General features: G+C 36.0%; 17 protein-coding genes and 2 tRNA genes. 11 read left to right on the top strand and 8 right to left on the bottom strand.

The features are described from left to right. Position 1 precedes the first annotated feature (1 nt). Positions 2–934 (bottom strand): ABC transporter ATP-binding protein, encoded by a 933-nt coding sequence (locus tag QA584_RS11085; RefSeq protein ID WP_278274578.1) that lies wholly within the window; start codon positions 932–934, stop codon positions 2–4. A 540-nt stretch (positions 935–1,474) separates the two neighbouring features. Between QA584_RS11085 and QA584_RS11080 the strand changes: the two genes are divergently transcribed. Together QA584_RS11080 and QA584_RS11075 are read left to right on the top strand one after the other, a co-directional pair. After that, entirely contained in the window at positions 1,475–2,590 is a 1,116-nt protein-coding gene (locus QA584_RS11080) for a sensor histidine kinase (RefSeq protein ID WP_278274577.1), read from the top strand. Between the two features lie 241 nt (positions 2,591–2,831). After that, positions 2,832–3,455, top strand: a complete 624-nt coding sequence (locus QA584_RS11075) for a response regulator (protein WP_278275146.1) — start codon at positions 2,832–2,834, stop codon at positions 3,453–3,455. Positions 3,456–3,558: 103 nt separating this feature from the next. Here the strand turns inward: QA584_RS11075 and QA584_RS11070 are convergent, their stop codons facing one another. The 5 genes from QA584_RS11070 to QA584_RS11050 all read right to left on the bottom strand — a co-directional run bounded on the left by QA584_RS11070 (position 3,559) and on the right by QA584_RS11050 (position 9,941). Then, complete coding sequence (locus QA584_RS11070) at positions 3,559–4,533, bottom strand: ABC transporter ATP-binding protein (RefSeq protein WP_278275145.1); 975 nt, start codon at positions 4,531–4,533, stop codon at positions 3,559–3,561. Continuing rightward, positions 4,533–5,633: an ABC transporter ATP-binding protein gene (locus QA584_RS11065; protein ID WP_278275144.1), complete on the bottom strand. Its 1,101-nt coding sequence runs from the start codon at positions 5,631–5,633 to the stop codon at positions 4,533–4,535. Before QA584_RS11065 ends, QA584_RS11070 begins: the two co-directional genes overlap by 1 nt. A gap of 63 nt (positions 5,634–5,696) precedes the next feature. Next, on the bottom strand, positions 5,697–6,692 hold the full coding sequence (locus QA584_RS11060) for an ABC transporter permease (RefSeq protein ID WP_278274576.1): 996 nt from the start codon (positions 6,690–6,692) through the stop codon (positions 5,697–5,699). A gap of 14 nt (positions 6,693–6,706) precedes the next feature. Further along, positions 6,707–7,675, bottom strand: coding sequence for an ABC transporter permease (locus tag QA584_RS11055; RefSeq protein ID WP_278274575.1), 969 nt, complete (start codon positions 7,673–7,675; stop codon positions 6,707–6,709). 208 nt (positions 7,676–7,883) lie between these two features. After that, positions 7,884–9,941 carry an ABC transporter substrate-binding protein gene (locus QA584_RS11050; protein WP_278274574.1) on the bottom strand — a complete coding sequence of 686 codons (2,058 nt, stop codon included), beginning with the start codon at positions 9,939–9,941 and terminating at the stop codon, positions 7,884–7,886. A gap of 714 nt (positions 9,942–10,655) precedes the next feature. On the opposite strand from QA584_RS11050, the gene QA584_RS11045 reads away from it, so the two are divergent. The 4 genes from QA584_RS11045 (at position 10,656) to QA584_RS11030 (ending at position 13,589) form a co-directional block, all read left to right on the top strand. After that, a tRNA-Pro gene (locus tag QA584_RS11045) sits at positions 10,656–10,729 on the top strand. A 17-nt stretch (positions 10,730–10,746) separates the two neighbouring features. Then, positions 10,747–10,819: transfer RNA gene (locus tag QA584_RS11040), tRNA-Thr, on the top strand. A 1,505-nt stretch (positions 10,820–12,324) separates the two neighbouring features. After that, positions 12,325–13,350 carry a ComEC/Rec2 family competence protein gene (locus QA584_RS11035; protein WP_278274573.1) on the top strand — a complete coding sequence of 342 codons (1,026 nt, stop codon included), beginning with the start codon at positions 12,325–12,327 and terminating at the stop codon, positions 13,348–13,350. 23 nt (positions 13,351–13,373) lie between these two features. After that, positions 13,374–13,589, top strand: a complete 216-nt coding sequence (locus QA584_RS11030; protein WP_278274572.1) for a DUF3006 domain-containing protein — start codon at positions 13,374–13,376, stop codon at positions 13,587–13,589. 231 nt (positions 13,590–13,820) lie between these two features. On the opposite strand, the gene QA584_RS11025 is transcribed toward QA584_RS11030, so the two are convergent. After that, complete coding sequence (locus QA584_RS11025; RefSeq protein ID WP_278274571.1) at positions 13,821–14,696, bottom strand: DegV family protein; 876 nt, start codon at positions 14,694–14,696, stop codon at positions 13,821–13,823. A 259-nt stretch (positions 14,697–14,955) separates the two neighbouring features. Here QA584_RS11025 and QA584_RS11020 point away from each other — a divergent pair, with 259 nt between their 5' ends. Both QA584_RS11020 and QA584_RS11015 read left to right on the top strand, forming a co-directional pair. Beyond that, the gene (locus tag QA584_RS11020; protein WP_278274570.1) at positions 14,956–15,615 is read left to right on the top strand and encodes an ABC transporter ATP-binding protein; all 660 of its coding nucleotides are present in this window, start codon (positions 14,956–14,958) and stop codon (positions 15,613–15,615) included. A gap of 58 nt (positions 15,616–15,673) precedes the next feature. Then, a complete protein-coding gene (locus QA584_RS11015; protein WP_278274569.1) occupies positions 15,674–15,883 on the top strand; it encodes a hypothetical protein in 210 nt (69 codons plus the stop codon). Positions 15,884–16,057: 174 nt separating this feature from the next. On the opposite strand, the gene QA584_RS11010 is transcribed toward QA584_RS11015, so the two are convergent. Next, entirely contained in the window at positions 16,058–16,267 is a 210-nt protein-coding gene (locus QA584_RS11010; protein WP_278274568.1) for a hypothetical protein, read from the bottom strand. Positions 16,268–16,408: 141 nt separating this feature from the next. Between QA584_RS11010 and QA584_RS11005 the strand changes: the two genes are divergently transcribed. The 3 genes from QA584_RS11005 to QA584_RS10995 are packed head-to-tail and all read left to right on the top strand — an operon-like array spanning position 16,409 to position 18,714. Next, positions 16,409–18,037 carry a recombinase family protein gene (locus QA584_RS11005; protein WP_278274567.1) on the top strand — a complete coding sequence of 543 codons (1,629 nt, stop codon included), beginning with the start codon at positions 16,409–16,411 and terminating at the stop codon, positions 18,035–18,037. 37 nt (positions 18,038–18,074) lie between these two features. Further along, the gene (locus QA584_RS11000; RefSeq protein ID WP_278274566.1) at positions 18,075–18,245 is read left to right on the top strand and encodes a sulfonate/nitrate/taurine transporter ATP-binding protein; all 171 of its coding nucleotides are present in this window, start codon (positions 18,075–18,077) and stop codon (positions 18,243–18,245) included. Further along, the gene (locus tag QA584_RS10995) at positions 18,232–18,714 is read left to right on the top strand and encodes an ABC transporter permease (protein ID WP_331487890.1); all 483 of its coding nucleotides are present in this window, start codon (positions 18,232–18,234) and stop codon (positions 18,712–18,714) included. The genes QA584_RS11000 and QA584_RS10995 overlap by 14 nt, the downstream gene beginning before the upstream one ends. The last annotated feature ends 38 nt before the right edge of the window (positions 18,715–18,752 follow it).

Raw genomic sequence — 18,752 nt, 5'->3', positions numbered from 1 at the left:
CTTAATCCCTTAGTTCCTTGCCGGTTATTTCTAAGAACACATCATTTAAGGTCGGCATCTCCGTATAGATCTTACCGAAATTAATATCATGGCTCTGCAAATAGTCAAGTATATGGATCAGATTGTTTTTACCTTTTTTGGACTTCATTACTAACAGATTTTCATTGTAATCTACATAAGTAACATTGGAAATATGTGAAATTTCAATCAATTGGTCCTCAGTTAAGTTATAGGCTTCCACAGTAATTTTTTCACCAAGGGATATCATATTTTTTAATTCGTCTTTGGTTCCCGATGCAATGACTTTCCCTTTATCTAAAATGGATATTCTGCTGCAAAGCTGCTCTACTTCCTCCATATAGTGGGAAGTATATATGACTGTGGCACCATTTTCATTTAGCTTTTTTATCCCTTCCAGAATTTTGTTCCTGCTTTGGGGATCTACCGCTGCCGTAGGTTCATCTAAAATAATTAATTTGGGTTTATGGGCAATACCGCAGGCTATATTCAATCTTCGCAAGAGCCCACCGCTGAGCTTTTTCGGCAGGAACTTTATAAAGTCCTGGAGAGAAACAAACTCAATTGCTTCCTCCGTAAGCCGTTTTACTTCTTTTTTATCCTTTACATACAGACTGCAAAAATAAGAAATATTCTCATACACGGTCAGTTCCTCAAATACAGCGACGTTCTGCATAATAATTCCGATTTCTCTCTTAATATCATAAGCCTCCGGTCTCATAGGCTTCCCAAATATCTCAATACTGCCTTTATCATATTTTAACAGGGATAAAATACAGTTTATAGCAGTGGTCTTACCCGAACCATTAGGGCCCAGCAAACCATAGATTTCCCCCTCCTCCACTGACAGATTCAAATGATCAAGAGCTACTAATTTATCATAACGTTTTACCAGGTTTTTAACCTCAACTATCATATTTTCCAATCCTCCGATTAACTTACTTAACTTTAAGTATACTATACCTTATCATATTTTTCCATTACAGTGAACAACGTAATTAATTATTTATGACAAATGTAATCAAATACATGCTAAAAATACCTATATAACTTTTTACTATCCAGAAATTGATTAAGATACCATATGATCTGCTAATCATCCAGCCAAAAATATGTGCAAAAACAAAAGCCAAATAATAATAATAATAATAATATTAATAATAATAATGGACAAATCTATATCTGGTAACTATATCCGAATTTATGTCAAAATCTAATATCTGAATCTATATCTATATCTAAACCTATATCCTAATCCATATACAAATCTTAAGCCAAATCCATATATAAATCTATACCTAATCCATATACAAATCTATAGCCAAGTCCATACTCTAATCTATATTATATTCTATATCCAAATTTATCACGATATATAGTCATCACGAATTGATTTATACATCATTATTTGGTATTATTATAATTATTAAATTTCTATAAATAGTCGGAGGGCATCATGTTTGAAATCCATGATAAAATACTTCTTTTTCTATGTTGTTTTACTTTATATATGTTAGAAGTACATTCTGCATATGCAATCGTTCCGATTATTCTTGCAGTAACCTTCTCCTGCCTTAGCAGTTATCAGGATGATCGAAGGTTAAAGCTTGGATTATTCCTTATTTATATCGCTTGCTGCCAATTAGTACCTAACTGCTTTATTTTTCTTCCGTTAATTATTTACGATATAGCTTTATATGATTACCAGATTCTTTCTTTTTTAGGATTGTTTCCGTTATTTCTTAATTTTCAGCACTATAACAGCAGTGTAGTCCTCTTAAGTTTTGTATTTTTTATTCTTGCCTGGATAATGAAATATAAAACGATTTCCTCAATTCGACTTCAGGCAGAATTTAACGAATTGCGGGATACCTCCAAGGAACTCTCTTTATTGCAGGAGCAAAAAAACCAAAGCATTCTGGAAAATCAGGATTATGAAATAAATGTTGCCACCTTAAACGAAAGAAACCGTATTTCGAAAGAAATCCACGATAATATCGGTCATCTTCTCTCCCGTTCTCTTTTGCAAATAGGCGCTCTCCTGACAATCTCAAAAGAAGACGTTACCAGAGAAGGTCTCACTTCATTAAAAGAGTCCATCTCCGGAGGAATGGACAGTATCCGGAGCAGTATCCATAACATGCATGATGAATCCATTGACTTATTTACGAATATTGATACCCTGGTTAAAGATTTCGCCTTTTGCAGCATCAGTTTTGAATATGATATGAAATCAAACCCAGAGATCAAACTAAAATATTCCCTGATTGCCATTATAAAAGAAGCTCTGGCAAACATAATCAAACATTCCAACGCTACTAAAGTTTCCATCTGCCTTAGAGAACACCCTGCCATGTATCAGCTGATTATACAAGATAACGGCACGATGGAGGAGCAAAAACAGCTGAAATTGAGTAAATTAATAGAAAACCAGCTCTATTATGATGGAATCGGTATCCAGAATATAACAGACCGAGTTAAAAGCTTCCGTGGTAATATCAATATTACACTTGATAAGGGATTTAAAATATTCATAACCATACCAAAAGAAACTTACCGAAAGAATAATTAAAATTTAGAAACTATATTACAATGGGCATAAATATATAAAAATTTTTTGAAAGGAAGCCACATTACGATTCTTACAGAGGTTGAAAGTAATTATAATTTTTATAAGTCGCTATGTTATGATTCTTTCAAAGGTTGAAAGTATTTATAATTTTTATAAGACGCCATGTTATAATTCTTTCAACCTGAGTAGTTTTGTATTTGTGGCAGTATCGTAAGTGACATTCGATATGGAAAGGAATAAGATGAAGGTTTTGATAGTTGATGATGATAAATTGGTGTGTTCCTCACTAAAGATTATTTTAGATTCTGACAAGGATATCACCGTTACCGGTACCGGATATAACGGCAAAGAGGGAGTAAAGTTATACGAAGAATTAAGACCGGATGTGCTGTTAATGGACATCCGAATGGATGAAATGACAGGCTTAGAAGCAGGAGAAATTATATTAAGTAAATACCATAATGCTAAAATCCTCTATCTTACTACCTTTTTAGATGATGATTATATTATAAAGGCACTTAACATAGGTGCAAAAGGATATATGTTGAAACAGGATTTTGACAGTATCGTCCCTTCTCTTCATGCAATATATAAAGGACAGAATGTTTACGGCAATGAAATTATAACAAAGCTGCCAAACCTTCTGCACCAGAGTAACCCGGCAGCCAATTATTCATCTTATGGCATTACAGAAAAAGAATACGAAATTATATGTAAAATCGCTGATGGTCTTTCTAATAAAGAGATATCAGAGCTTTTATTTCTAAGTGAAGGTACAGTCCGCAATTACATCAGCCTCATTCTGGAGAAACTTAATTTAAGGGACCGTACACAGATTGCAATTTTTTATTATAAAAATAAATAAATGATCTATAAACACCCCTATAAAAATACCCAGCAAATATTGCCGGGTATTTTTCATATCACTTTTTATTCTTATACATCAAATTACAAGGTATTTACATCTTCTATTTCCTAAATAAATGGCATGCAACTTTGTGTTCTTTACCATGGTCAATAAATTCTGGTACTTCTTTCTTGCAGATTTCCATGGCATGCGGACAGCGGGTATGGAATTTACAGCCTGATGGCGGATTCGCCGGTGATGGAATATCTCCTTCTAATATGGTCCGGTTCATCTTAACATTTGGGTTTGGAACAGGTACTGCACTGAGGAGGGCTTTGGTATAGGGATGCATAGGGGAGCGGAATATTTCCTTTTTCGGAGCCATCTCTACCAGACTTCCCAGATACATAACTCCAACATTGTCAGAAATATGTTCTACAACGGATAAATCATGGGAAATGAATAAATAAGTAAGCCCTCTGTCTCTCTGCAAGTCCTTCATCAAGTTGATTACCTGCGCTTGGATAGATACATCCAAGGCTGAAACCGGTTCATCAGCAACAATAAGATCCGGATTTAAAGCCAGTGCCCGTGCGATGCAGATACGCTGGCGTTGACCGCCTGAAAATTCATGAGGATAACGGTCAATATAATATGGTCTTAGCCCGCAATCTTTCATTACTTTAATGATGTAATCACGATACTCTCCCTTAGGAACAATATTATGTTCCCTAACAGCTTCACCAATAATTTCACCAACTGGCATACGTGGATCCAGGGAAGAGTAAGGATCCTGAAAAATCATCTGTATTTTCGGACGAAGGGGTCTTAACTCACTCTTCTTCATCTTAAATATATCGGTACCGTTAATGACAGCTTCACCGCCGGTAGGTTCTGTTAATCTTAATATAGTACGTCCGATTGTTGTTTTACCACAGCCGGATTCACCAACTAAACCAAAAGTTTCACCGCGTTTAATACTAAAGCTTACTCCATCCACTGCTTTTACATGCCCTACTGTGCGCTGCAAAACACCGGCTTTGATAGGAAAATGTTTCAACAGATTATTGACTTCAAGAATATTATCGTTGCTCATCATTTCTTTCCTCCTATCTTCTTATCTTCCGTAATGCGGGAACCTGCATGGAGATAACAGCTTACTTTATGAGTTGGTGTTACGCTGATTAACTCCGGATAAACACCTTCACACTGTTCCATACACTTTTCACAACGGTTTTTAAAGTAACAGTGAGGCGGTAAATTAATGGGATTTGGAACATTACCTGGTATAGAATAAAGACGATCTACCTCTTCATTTAAAACCGGTTTAGACTTCATTAAACCAACCGTATAAGGATGCAGCGGTTTGTTAAAGATTTCATCGGCTGTACCCTGTTCTACAATACGACCTGCATACATAACCACAACATAATCCGCCATCTCTGCAACTACCCCTAAATCGTGGGTAATAAGCATAATAGAAGCGTTAATTTTATCCTTTAAATCACGTAAAAGATCCAAAATCTGTGCCTGGATTGTAACATCCAGAGCAGTAGTCGGTTCATCCGCAATAATCAGACCCGGATTACAAGAAAGCGCCATGGCTATAACCACTCTCTGCCTCATACCGCCGGACAGCTCATGAGGATAGGAATCATAGATTCCTTCTGCTCTTGCAATACCTACCAGTTTCAGCATTTCGATGGAACGTTCCTTTACTTCCTTTTTACTCATCTTGGGATTATGGAGCATAATACACTCATCTAACTGGTTACCAATCGTAAATACAGGATTTAATGTTGTCATGGGTTCCTGGAAGATCATTGCAATTTCATTACCACGGATCTTCTGCATTTCGGTGATTGGCAGCTTTGTAATATCAACTGCACGTTTTTTTGAAATTTGGTTATAACGAAGCTGTCCGCCTGCAATCTGACCTTGTGGACCTTGGAGTAAGCGCATTAACGATAAACTTGTTACCGATTTACCACAGCCTGATTCACCAACTACACCAATTGTCTTACCCATAGGTATATCAAATGAAACACCATCCACAGCCTTTACCGTGCCTGCATCCGTATAAAAATAGGTCTGTAAATTATCAAACTCTATGATATTAGCGGAGTTCTTCATCACCGTCGTATATTCTGCTTCGGGAACTTTCTTTTTATTATCTCTTTTAAACTTTCTATACATCTTTATATTAAATTTCTTAATCTCTTTTAATCTTTCTTTGTTATCCTGTGCCACTGCCTTCACCTACCTTTTCATTTTTGGATCAAAGGCATCACGAAGCCCGTCACCAATAAAGTTAAATGCCAAAACGGTTAATAAAATGCAAATTCCCGGCGGCATCCAGATATTTAGGTAATTCTTTAGTATAACAGAACTGTTTACTGCATTAACCATATTACCCCAGGAGGCATAGGGGAAAGCAATACCAACACCCAGATAACTGATAACGGATTCTGTTAAAATAGTAGAGCCGACATCCATAGTCGCCATAATAATAATAATCGGCATGACATTAGGTACCAGATGCTTAAAGATTTTTTTATAGGTACGGATACCTGCTGCTTCAGCAGCCTGCATATATTCCATTTCGCGTAAAGACAGAATCTGACCTCTGACCATTCTGGCAACTCCGGCCCAGTTCAGGATACCTAATACAATCATTATGTAATATATCTTATATTGCGGTGAGACCCCATAACCAACTAATAAAGCTGAGATAATTAACATCAATGGAATAAAAGGTATACAGTAAAATACTTCCACCAGACGCATTATAATCATATCGATTTTACCACCGTAATAACCTGCAATTCCGCCAAGGGTAATACCAATTAATAATTCAACAATAACAACACAGATACCAACGGTCAATGATATACGTCCACCATACATAAGACGGGCCAATACATCTCTTCCGTCTGCATCCGTACCCAAAGGATGGGCTGCGGACATCGGGGCTTTTAGGTTTAAGCCCACACCACTTTCTTTGATTGCCGGATCATTCATGTTTATTTCTTCACCGGTAGCTTTATTAATATAGAAGATTTCATATTCACCATAAGGCGAAAGAAACGGTCCTATAAAACAGAATAAAAGCATGAAAATAATAACCCCCATGCCTACACCGGCCAATTTATTCCGGAAAAAGCGCTTAGCTACCATCTGTCCGGGTGTAATAATAACCTGGTTTTGTTCAAATTCATCCTGTTCCTGTTGATTTTTTAATGTTATATCGTTCACGCTAGACCTCCTTCCTAATTGTACCTGACACGAGGGTCAACCACAGCATATAAGATATCAGATATTAAGGTTCCGATTAAAGTTAATACTGCTAAGAACATACTAAATCCCATCAGATAAGGTATATCTCCTGCGGTAACTGCTTTTAAAGCTATATTTCCCAGTCCTTCAATGGAGAATATACCTTCCGTAATAACTGCACCAGAAAAAAGCCCTGGTATCATACCTCCTACCATGGTGACAATGGGAATTAAAGTATTACGAAATGCATGTTTACCAATAACTTTATATTCCGGAACACCCTTTGCTCTCGCTGTTCTTACATAATCTGCACTTAAAACCTCAAGCATATTAGTACGTACATATCTTAGCAAACCACCGACACTTGTGATAACAAATACGGTAACAGGCAGTATCAGATGCTGACCGATATCTAAAATCCTTGCCCACCCGGTAAAACCAGCTCTGGCATTTACCATACCAGACAACGGAAGAATTCCTAATCCTACGGCAAAAACACGTTTCAGGATGGCAGCGAAAAAGAAAGATGGCAATGAGATACCAATTAACGCGATGGTTACAATTGCATAATCTGATTTTGAATATTGCTTTCTAGCTGCTAAAATACCAAAAGGAATAGATAGGAGCAATTCAAAAATCATAGCTGTAAAAGCCAGTGCAAATGTAATGGGTATATATCTTATGATAATTTCAGTAACCGGTTTCTGGAATAAAAATGAAGTTCCAAAGTCACCTCTTAAGGCTTTACCCAGCCAGCTAAAGTAACCTTCAACGATTCCCTTATCCAGCCCGTAGGATTCTCTCATCTTCTGTTCCATTTCGGCTGTAATATTAGGATTACCTGAAGTTATGGTAGCAACATAATCCCCAGGAGTTAATTTTCCAAGGAGATATATCATAATAGACACGCCTATTAATACAATAATGCTGATAAATATACGTCTAATAATGTACTGTTTCATATCCTGTACTTCCCTTCCATATGATTTGTTGGCTACACTGCTGGTAAAATATATCTATATTTCCTCAGCAGTGCAGCTAACCCTGCTGACATTTCGTCCGAAGTTATATGTTTTAATACTATCCCATAACAGTACATATCCCACCTGTAAAGGTGGGATATGTACCTTACTTTAATACTATAAGTAAATTACTTTATAACAGCAGTAATTAATTCATTTCCAGCTTCTCAATTTCTTTTGTGTAATCCCAATAAGTAGTTGTTTCCGCAGGAAGTGTATCAGTCTTAACTGTATTAGAATTGTAAATCAACATATTCTTTCTTTGATATACAGGCATATAGACTGCAGCATCCATAATTAAATCAAGTTCCTGAGCCACTAACTTACATCTCTCATTAAAATCAACAGTCTTTAAAATCTCAGCTTGTAATTTGTCAACATCAGGACTGTTAAGTTTAACATCATTATCGTTACCTTTGCTGCCAAACATCTGTGTTAAATCGCAGTCTGTCGCATTACCCCAGGCTGCTACCCACATGTCAAGTTCGCCTGACTGGAACATAGAGAATAAAGTAGAAGGATCTAAATCCTGAATAACAAGTTCACCGCCCATACTCTTTAAGTCATTTGCCATCTGGGTAAGAATAGGAGCTGAAGGATGATTCATGGTTCCGTCACCGCCGATACCGATTGTAATCTTTAACGGCTGTCCGCCTTTTGAAAGTTTACCGCTGGAATCTTTTTTATAACCGGCTTTTGTGAAATAATCCAAAGCTTTTGTAGGATCATAGCCATAAACTTCTTTTGCGTCATGAGGATACTCTGCAACCGTAGGCGTCATAGGTCTTTCAATAACCTTTGCAAGTTCTCCGTAATAAGATTCTACAGCAGGTGCTCTGTTCAATAAGTGCATTAAACCTTTACGTACGTTAAGGTCCGGAACTCTTTCTGAACTGATGGCAATATATCCATAACCAGGATTATCTACTAATGAATATTCCATTCCAGCAGATTCGATCTGTTCAACAACTTCTTTTGATGCAGATGGTTCTGTGATATCGATATCTCCGTTAATAACAGCATCTACTTTATCTTCGTTAGAAACTACCTGGAACTTAAGGTTCGGGATCTTAGGTGCTCCCTTAAAATAAGTAGGATTGGCTTCTAATGAAACGATATTATCCTGATAACTTACATATTTGTATGGTCCACCACCCAAAGGAGTTCCGTTAAAGGATTTAATTCCGTCTAATTTACCCTTTGTAAAATCTGCACCATAATAGTGTTTTGGTATGATAGGAATCCATGCAACCTGCTTGTCACCGGAGATATTAGGAGAATCAAATAATACAGTACATGTATTGTCATCCACTCTGGTTATACCTGAAATTTCTGGTACATCAACACCATCTTCCAGGTTGCCTTTTATGTATTCATTTTCTAATTTTTTCTGATAATAAGACTGAGGATCATAACCATCATGATACTTTGTATATTCGCAGTCTACCATCATTTCAAATAATTTATTTTCGTCTTTTTCAATACCGGTAGGATCATAACCTTCACCCTTTAAGTAAGTAACCCAGTCATAGCTGTCGATGCCTTCCCACCAGCCTGCTAATTTTGTATCTCTTAGGTAAGCTTTATAATCTTCTTCAGAAATTTTATCAAGGGAATATTTATCTTTTGCTTCCTTGGTAATCTTTTCAAGTTGTGCGTTATAGTCCGGTGTATCGTAATAGTAGTCTTTCAAACCAACGATATCCAGGGTTGAAAATGTAGATGATCCGTCATAAGTAGGATCCGCACATACATAATAATAGAAAAGAACGTCATCGATTGTAACAGGCTGCCCATCGGAGAATGTCATGCCAGGTTTAATGCTGACAGTATATTTAACCTGTGTATGTCCATCGGCTGCAGGTACTTCCTCTGCTTCAACATGACCCGCATTATCAACTACAGCTCCGGTTTTGTCTAACCAGGAAACGGTAGAGAATACCATATCTGTTACCTGATTATCAAATGCACTAAAGGAAAACATGGGATTGAATACACCATTAAATGCATCTGTACCGATTACTAATGTATCATATTGACCTGTTGCTTCAACTTTGTCTGGAACCGGCGTTGCTTCGGCTGATTGTGCCGTATTGTCGGTTGCTTCAGTTTCACTGGCTGTTTTGGTTGCGTCTTTGCTTTTACATCCTGCTAAAGACAATACCATGCACAGCACAAGAAGAATTGATAAAACTTTCCTTTTCATAAATAACCTCCATTTTTTAGTTTTTGTGCACACAGGGCACACAAGCACATTTAACCGCAGATAATGAAAAAGACCTTCGGCATGTGTATCGGAATGTCCCTTTCCCAGCACAGCCTACAAGCCTCGTTGCTTTATCTTATAATTAAATGAATCATTCTTAGAAAAAGTTCTCTAGAGTGGTTTTTGGTTCTCTCTGATTAAGATATTTCTCCCAGAATTATTAACTTTATTATATAATTCCTGTCTATAATTGTCAAGCCATCCGGACTTTTCCAAATAGTTATATAATTATCTATTTCTTATGTATATACTTGCAGGTTTATGCCTTTTTTTAATAAAAATTTATTTTTTGTCTTTCCCATGCGTACAAATTCCGCAATAGGAAAACCCAACCTAAATGCATTCATTTATGACCACTTTCTCCTGGGGCATATATACTATATTTTTTTTGCATCACTCACAACGTCAATGCAGTAAATTATTGTATAAATATACACCCCTCTCTGATACATGTAATATTTACTTAACATAAATTTAATATTTTAGTAATATATTCTCTGCAATTACCCCTTAATTTCACAAATCTTAGAGATTAATGGAATAATTTAAATAATCAAAAAATATTGAAAAATATTTAATTTTTTTCTTGACTTTTTTCTTTAAAAGTAGGATAATAGTTTGGCAAGAGTTAGTAAATATTCATATATTTTGAAGCGAGGTGTGGCTCAGATTGGTAGAGCGCTGCGTTCGGGACGCAGAGGTCGTGGGTTCGAATCCCGTCACCTCGATTTTTTGTTGAAATTATGCTGGAATAACTCAGTTGGTAGAGTACCTCACTCGTAATGAGGAAGTCGTGGGTTCAAGTCCCATTTCCAGCTTATGAAAAGCCACAAAATTGAAAGATATAACACGATGTTATAATAAATTAACCACTCAGAAATGAGTGGTTTTTTGATGTCTTGAGGACTGCTGAAATATTCTGATAATTGCGAAAGGTTCAGTGGCTGTTTACATCAGTTTATATTTAATTATAAATTCTTTTCAACAGTCCTGTATCATATAATAATGATTATAAATTAATGAGCAGGTTGTACATGCATAAATATCTTTCAGTTCTTATGATGGTACTGGGTATGGGTATAGGTATATATCTTTATCTACTGATGCTATCAGCTATCAGTTGGAAAATATTCTGGATAATATATAATAACTATACCTTGGGATTATTATTCCCTTTTGCTAATCACAGGTTAATTTTTATAGTTTTAGTTGTATTAACCTGTATTCTGATTTTAATTGCCATACATATCATCAATAACCTTCCAAAACATTTTAAATAGTAAGTTTCGAAACAACCTCAAATACGGCTATTTTTATCAATATATATCCTTAAGGCTTTTATTGCTAAAACCAAGGCATATACCACAAGACCAATTAGTAAGAAACTTAAAGCTACAAAAATAAGATTAAAAAACGAAAATGCGACAAGCATATTTATCACCTATATATCGCTAGTTCATTTGCGATACCGCCACAATTAAACAGGTTGAAAGAATACATAATGTGGCAACCCTTTCAATTCAAAATTTTCTTTCAACCTTTCTGTCATGATGCTGCAAAAGCAGCATCTCCACAAACTATCCTCCATCAGTTATTTTAGCTTTATTATACAATAGGTATCCATGCGAAACAAATTAAAATCTAATGAAAATAATTATAACTACCTTAAATACAATATTGTTTTCGTTTTAACTGATTAATTCTGACATCAGCTTATAAAATTAACAATATCTTCACAAAATTATCAAACCCTGTACACATTTGAACGATATACTAAGAACATAAAATAAATCAAGGTTCCCCACCTTGTTTATATAAATTTTTTTCATAAATTGGCCGGAGGAACAATCTTCCGGCCCTCCTCTATTTTTAAGGTTGATAAAAAGGCACAAAAAGACCCGGACTTTCATCCAGGTCTTCTTTAAAATACCCCCTCATGTGAAACCAATTACCCTTATTTATAATAGCATGGTATAATGCTATTATTACCTATGTTATAATACTTGTCCTATTGACTCCCATTTATTTACTACATTTTTATTTTAACACACTTATTAGCTCCAGTATATAGTCGAATATGCAAAAAACATGTAGAATAGACAAAAAACACCTAATAAGTTATACTGGTCTAATAAAATTATTATATAAAATCCTTATATCCGCTTCTATTCTTAACTACTTAAAGGATTTTAGTATAAGTTATACCACAAAAAAATAAAATACTTCATGAGAGGATATTTTAATACCACATAAATGGGTAAATTACAAAAAGCATTATACTACAAATATAATTACTACATAAAGGATATTAATGAAAATACATATGAAAAAACTAAGAATTATTATATTTTTGCTACTGACAGCATTCATAATTTCCATCTCTCTCCTTCTAACTTTAAAGCCTGATACCGTTGATTACAAGCAGCTAACTGTAAATTATATGGATATAGGACAAGGTGATAGTATATTAATTGAATCCGACGGTAAGTTTATGTTAATCGATGCAGGAAAAGCCAGCGAAAGTGATGTGGTGATAAGTTATCTAAAGAATAAGGGTGTTAGTACACTTGATTATGTAATATGGACCCATCCGGATGCAGACCACATCGGAGGCTCTGCCGAGGTCATGAAGGCTTTTGCGGTGAAACAGGTGTTAATGCCGCATAAATCCCATACTACTAAAACCTTTTATAATCTTTTGTCAGTCATAAAAGAAAAGGGTCTAAAAATAACGTCTCCGAAAGCAGGCAGTGCCTATACCCTTGGTGCTTCCTCATTTGTTGTAATTGCACCTAACAGGGATTATGAAGATAATAATAATTCCTCTATCGGAATTAAATTAATTCATGGTAATACCTCCTTTGTTTTTATCGGTGACGCCGAAAAAGAATCGATTACAGATATGCTGCATAATGATATCGATTTAAAGGCGGATGTTTTAATGGCCGGTCATCATGGTTCCGATACCAGTACCACTGCAGAGTTGTTAAAAGCCGTAGCTCCTGATTATACTGTTATAAGTGTTGGTAAAGATAACAGTTACGGTCATCCTGCAAAAACAACACTGGAACTCTTAAGCAATAACAATATAAAGATTTACCGGACAGATGAAAACGGTACTATCACCGCATCCAGTGATGGGAGTAAAATTTCTTTTTCTGCCAAAGAATATGACTTTAAAGCTTCAAAGGAAGATAAAAGTAAAACACCTGTCTATATAACTAAAACAGGAAAGAAATATCATTTGGCAGATTGTCCATATATCGGCCATAATAAACTGTCAATTTCCCTTAAACAAGCCAAGGAAAGGGACTTGACTCCCTGCAGTAAATGTAATCCGCCAGAGTAGCATATATACGAGGAGGTAGTTTTATGAAAGCAGTTATTGATCGATTTGAAGTAGATCTTGCTGTTATAGAATATGAAGACGGTACCATTCTTGAATTAAATAAAAACAGCCTTCCCAAAGGCTGTAAAGAAGGTGATTGTCTCTTGATAGATAACGGAAAGATAATCCTTGATATTAAAGAAACACATAGCAGAAAAACCGATATCAACCATTTAATGGATGATTTATTTGATAAATAATAATTTTTAGTACCTAATGGCTTATAAAATTTTTTTTAATTCGGAAAATTACGATAGAACCAAAGTAAAGGGGCTTGTTATCAAGCCCCTTTGAGTAAACACGAATTCCAAATAACCACCAATTTCATATAAACACGAATTTCATATAAACACGAATTTCATATAAACACGAATTCCAATTCTATCATTTAATTACTAATTGAATTCGTCTGTTCTAAAAAACTACTTCGTTTATATATCTCTGCCTTCACCAAAATAACAAATACCAATTGCACCAGGACCGGAATGAGCCCCGATACTTGGGCTTATTGTATTAACCAGGATATTATCGGTATTGAGTCTTTCTTTTATCAACTGGACAACATACTCTGCATCTTCTGCGGCATCACCATGTACCACACATATTGTATTGTCCTCATCCTTATATTTTCCTAACTGCCTTTCCATGTTACTTACTATGGTAGACAGAGATTTCTTACGCCCTCTTACTGTACCAGCAGGAACCAGGGCACCTTCTTTATTAACCACTAAAATAGGTTTAACATTTATCATGCTGCCCACGATTGCAGTCATTTTGGAGACTCTTCCGCCTCTTTGGAGATGGAACAGATCATCAACCGTAAATTGGACACAAAACTTTAGCTTATTAGTTTCTATCCACTCTGCTATCTCATCGATTCCTTTTCCTTCTTCCTTTAGCTGTACAGCCTTCATAATTACAAGACCTTCCCCCAGTGAGGCATTTAAGGAATCTAAAACAATGATTTTAGAACCCGGATTCTCTTCGCAGATTTCAATACCTCCAGTGGCAACATTACTGTGTCCACCGCTTAACGTTGAAGAAAAACTGATATGAAGAACATCAAGTCCCTGATCCACATACTTCTTAAAAGTCTCCCTGATTACAGCAGGATTACTTGCCATCGTTGTAGGCATCAAACCGGCTCTCATTTTATCATAGAATTCCTTGGGAGTAAGATTTATCTCATCTCCATAAGTAACGCCGTTAATATCATAATAATGGGGTATTATCCCAATATTCTTTTCTTTGATATACTCCGGCAATAAATCACAGTTAGAGTCTGCTGTAATGACAAAATCCCTCATTATATACCTGTCTCCTTTAACTTTATTAATTTTTACAGTTCGTTTCATTTCATATAATTGTGTATTATGTAAACAACTACATCCTTATTTTACCCGATTTAGCACGGATATGCAACTAATTTTTGGGAATCCTTCATTGTCTATTTATTTATATTTTATATTTTTTTTATTTTTTTCCCATTATCTTTATATTTTTCAACAAGTAACCCTATGAATTCCGTTTTCATATAATACAGTATAACTTAATCAGGAGGAATATATGGGAGAACTATTAAGAATTGACCACGTAAGTTACAACTACCATAGCTTAGAGGGGGAAACACCTGCGCTTTCGGATATTTCCCTTTACGTAAATGACGGTGAATTCCTCGCTATCGTTGGACCCAGTGGATGTGGTAAATCAACTCTTTTATCACTGATTGCAGGACTATTAAGACCTGATACCGGTGATATTTATATAAATAATAAAGATATAAAATCATCCGGCAAAAACATTGGTTATATGCTGCAAAAGGATCATCTCCTGGAATGGCGTTCTACATTACGGAATCTAACCCTAGGCTTAGAAATTCAGCATAAATTAACAGAAAGCAGCTATGTAGTTATAAATGATATGCTAGCCACTTATGGCTTGATTACTTTTAAAAATGCCAGACCTTCCGAATTATCCGGTGGTATGAGACAGCGTGCAGCATTAATCCGGACATTATTACTGGAACCGGATATATTGCTGCTTGACGAACCTTTCTCTGCACTGGATTATCAGACCCGTATCGAAGTTTCAGATGATATCTGGGGAATTATACGAAAGGAAAAGAAAACCGCCATACTGATTACTCACGATATATCGGAAGCAATCCCTACTAAAATGTTTCTTTCCTACCGTAATACAAGCTCTTCTCTGCCTATTTCTACATAATTCACCATTTTTTTCAACTCGCATATAATATAAAAAAACGAAAGGAGTGTATAACATTATGAGTAATAATGATGGCAGTGATATCAGCAAAAACGATTGCTGCAGAGACCCTTGGGGTCCAGGTTATGGACCAAGACCTCCATATTACGGACCTAGACCACCCTTCTATGGACCAAGACCACCCTTCTACGGACCAAGACCACCGTTTTACGGACCTAGGCCTCCATATTATGGACCTAGACCACCTTATGGACCAAGACCTTATTAATGCGTATCTTTTCATTTTTTTATGGATAAATTACTAATTCATATTTACTCGATTCCATTAACCGATTATTTACCTGTATAATTTAGTTGATAGTTAACGGTACTGCCTCGGTTTATATAAAAATTTATGATAATTGGTGACATTTATCTGCTTGACGGGAGGACAGGGTTACACCTAATCCTCCCGTACTTGTTTATCTTCCTCATGGTATACCTTAAAATCCTGAAGGCTTTTGTTCCTATGAATCAATCTCTCATACAGCAAAGGTCGTATCTGCTCCGGTTCCTTCATAAGTTGGGAGAATATTAATTCTGCTATGAGACGTCCCTTTATCTCATGGATAAATTCCTGCGCTTCTTCCGTATTTTTTATAACAATAATCATAAAACCACCTCGATTATATGTATTCTCACCTGCTTGTACACATTGATTCAAATCCAACAGAAAATGGTAATTTTTAAACCGGATACCGATATATTTTAAATAAGTGATAAATTGAAAAGAAAATAGCAGATGGAGGTTATTATGAATATTGCTATTTACAGCAGAAAATCCAAATATTCCGAAAAAGGAGAATCCATTGATAACCAGATTCAATACTGCAAGGATTATGCCCAGATCCATCTTTGTGATATAGCCGATAAAAACTATATCCTGTATGAAGACGAGGGGTATTCTGCCGCCAATACAATACGTCCCCAATTTCAAAAACTCATAAAGGACATTAAAAACCGCCGCATTAACCTACTCTTATGTTACCGTCTGGACCGGATTAACAGAAATGTATCGGATTTTTCAAAAACCCTGGATATTCTTGATAAATATGACGTGCCTTTTGTGTCAGCCACAGAAAATTTCGACACAGGTACACCTATGGGAAAGGCCATGATTTACATCGCTTCGGTCTTTGCTCAGTTGGAACGGGAAACTACCGCGGAGCGGGTAAGAGATAATATGCTTGCACTCTCCCATACCGGCAGATGGTTAGGCGGCTTAACACCCTTTGGATATCATTCGGAAGCCATCCTCTATATGGACGCAGATTATAAGGAGCGGCAGCTCTATAAATTAATACCGGTAGAACATGAACTAAAAACTGTTCAAATGCTCTTTTATAAATATATGGAAACGAAAAGTCTATCCCAGGTGGAGCAGTACTGCCTGGCTAATCATTTAAAAACCAAAAAGCATTGTGATTTTACCAAAAGTTCTCTATCTATGATTCTTCAAAATCCAACTTATTGTATAGCTGATACAGCAGCTTATGATTATTTTCAAGGTCTGGGTTGTGTTATGGCTAATACACTTACTGAATTTGAAGGTACACATGGAGTTTTGTGTTATAACCGCACCAGACATCAGACCGGCAGGAAGCAAAAAAAGCGTCCGGTCAGTGATTGGGTAATTGCCATCGGAAAACATAATGGAATTATTAACGGAAAGGACTTTGTCTGGGTCCAAAACCTCCTTAAAGAAAACAAATCCAAAGGCAGTCCTCGTACCGAGACCTCCAATATTGCTCTCTTATCCGGCAAAATCACCTGTTCTCTTTGCGGTTCCAAACTTAGGATTAAAAATATCCGTAAGAAAGAAAATAAGATCCAGTTTAGTTATGCCTGCGAAATGAAAGTATTATCAAAAGGCACCAGATGCAGCAGTTCCAATTTATCCGGAGACAGGCTGGATCAATTACTCTTAGATCAGGCTATCGGTTTGCTGTCTCCGGATTCTGATTTTAGCTACATACCTTATTTAATGCAGAAAGAGGGCTATCTCAAAGACAATGCCATAAATCAGGATAAAATACTAGAGGAACTGCACGAAGAAGAGACTTTGCTAAAAAACACCATTCATACTCTCCTTAATCAGGCTGTCATGAATTCCTCTTTATCAGATAACTATATACTGCCAAAATTAAATGAACTGGATAATAAGCTGACCCAGGTCCAACAAGAGATAACATCGTTAAGTGTTCAGAACGAAACTGGTGAGAGCCCCGAAGAATTGCTTGTTTCCAGGTATGAGAATCTTACCAATATCAGCACCTTGATTCATAACTCGGATATCCCACTAAAAAAATTTCTACTAAATTCCTTAATTGATACCATCAACTGGGACGGAAAAGAAGTAACCGTTACTTTAAAAACAAAATAGTAATAGCAGTTTCGTACAGATAGCAGAAGCCGTTTCCATGGCTGACCGTATCATTGTACTATCAAAAAGACCTGGAACTGTTAAAAGTGTAATTGATGTTAATTTAACCGTTGATGAGAAAACTCCATTTCGCTCCAGAAGTGCTCCGGAATTTAAGGATTACTTCAATTTAATATGGAAGGAGCTAAGTCAGAATGAAACTCAGTAAAAAAAAATTACTAAATTCAACTCAACTTTCTCCTTCCCATAAAGCTTATCTGTTAAATTATCTGGATAGAATGAGAAATGTCCGCATCTACCAGTTTTTAATTATCATAAGTTTTATCGCTCTCTGGGAAATAACTACCCGCTTAAAAATAGTAGATTCCTTTATTTTCAGCAGTCCCTCCAGGGTAATAAAATGCTTTATCGATATGGTGGCAGATGGCAGCATTTTTTATCATATCGGTGTCACATTACTTGAAACTTTCGTAAGCTTTTCACTGGTTATAATAATCGGCATACTAGCAGCTGTTATCTTATGGTGGAACGAGAGCGCCGCCAAAGTTTTAGAACCTTATCTTGTTGTTTTAAACAGCCTTCCAAAATCAGCTTTAGCTCCTGTATTTATCGTGTGGCTCGGAAATAACATGAAAACTATTATTGTAGCTGCCGTATCGGTAGGCACTGTTTCATAAGTACAATAAAATATCAGTCCTCTGAGGCTTTCTTTTCT

The sequence above is a fragment of the Anaerocolumna sp. AGMB13025 genome (assembly GCF_029689925.1).
Classification (GTDB): Bacteria; Bacillota; Clostridia; order Lachnospirales; family Lachnospiraceae; genus Anaerocolumna.
Note: the sequence above shows the minus strand (reverse complement) of the source record. Positions and strands in the feature narration are given on the sequence as shown.

Excerpts from the sequence above, each read along its gene's own strand:
- QA584_RS11085 (WP_278274578.1), bottom strand. The coding sequence starts at position 934 with ATGATAGTTGAGGTTAAAAACCTGGTAAAACGTTATGATAAATTAGTA.
- QA584_RS11080 (WP_278274577.1), top strand. The coding sequence starts at position 1,475 with ATGTTTGAAATCCATGATAAAATACTTCTTTTTCTATGTTGTTTTACT.
- QA584_RS11075 (WP_278275146.1), top strand. The coding sequence starts at position 2,832 with ATGAAGGTTTTGATAGTTGATGATGATAAATTGGTGTGTTCCTCACTA.
- QA584_RS11070 (WP_278275145.1), bottom strand. The coding sequence starts at position 4,533 with ATGAGCAACGATAATATTCTTGAAGTCAATAATCTGTTGAAACATTTT.
- QA584_RS11065 (WP_278275144.1), bottom strand. The coding sequence starts at position 5,633 with ATGTATAGAAAGTTTAAAAGAGATAATAAAAAGAAAGTTCCCGAAGCA.
- QA584_RS11055 (WP_278274575.1), bottom strand. The coding sequence starts at position 7,675 with ATGAAACAGTACATTATTAGACGTATATTTATCAGCATTATTGTATTA.
- QA584_RS11050 (WP_278274574.1), bottom strand. The coding sequence starts at position 9,941 with ATGAAAAGGAAAGTTTTATCAATTCTTCTTGTGCTGTGCATGGTATTG.
- QA584_RS11035 (WP_278274573.1), top strand. The coding sequence starts at position 12,325 with ATGAAAAAACTAAGAATTATTATATTTTTGCTACTGACAGCATTCATA.
- QA584_RS11030 (WP_278274572.1), top strand. The coding sequence starts at position 13,374 with ATGAAAGCAGTTATTGATCGATTTGAAGTAGATCTTGCTGTTATAGAA.
- QA584_RS11025 (WP_278274571.1), bottom strand. The coding sequence starts at position 14,696 with ATGAGGGATTTTGTCATTACAGCAGACTCTAACTGTGATTTATTGCCG.
- QA584_RS11020 (WP_278274570.1), top strand. The coding sequence starts at position 14,956 with ATGGGAGAACTATTAAGAATTGACCACGTAAGTTACAACTACCATAGC.
- QA584_RS11015 (WP_278274569.1), top strand. The coding sequence starts at position 15,674 with ATGAGTAATAATGATGGCAGTGATATCAGCAAAAACGATTGCTGCAGA.
- QA584_RS11010 (WP_278274568.1), bottom strand. The coding sequence starts at position 16,267 with ATGATTATTGTTATAAAAAATACGGAAGAAGCGCAGGAATTTATCCAT.
- QA584_RS11005 (WP_278274567.1), top strand. The coding sequence starts at position 16,409 with ATGAATATTGCTATTTACAGCAGAAAATCCAAATATTCCGAAAAAGGA.
- QA584_RS11000 (WP_278274566.1), top strand. The coding sequence starts at position 18,075 with ATGGCTGACCGTATCATTGTACTATCAAAAAGACCTGGAACTGTTAAA.
- QA584_RS10995 (WP_331487890.1), top strand. The coding sequence starts at position 18,232 with ATGAAACTCAGTAAAAAAAAATTACTAAATTCAACTCAACTTTCTCCT.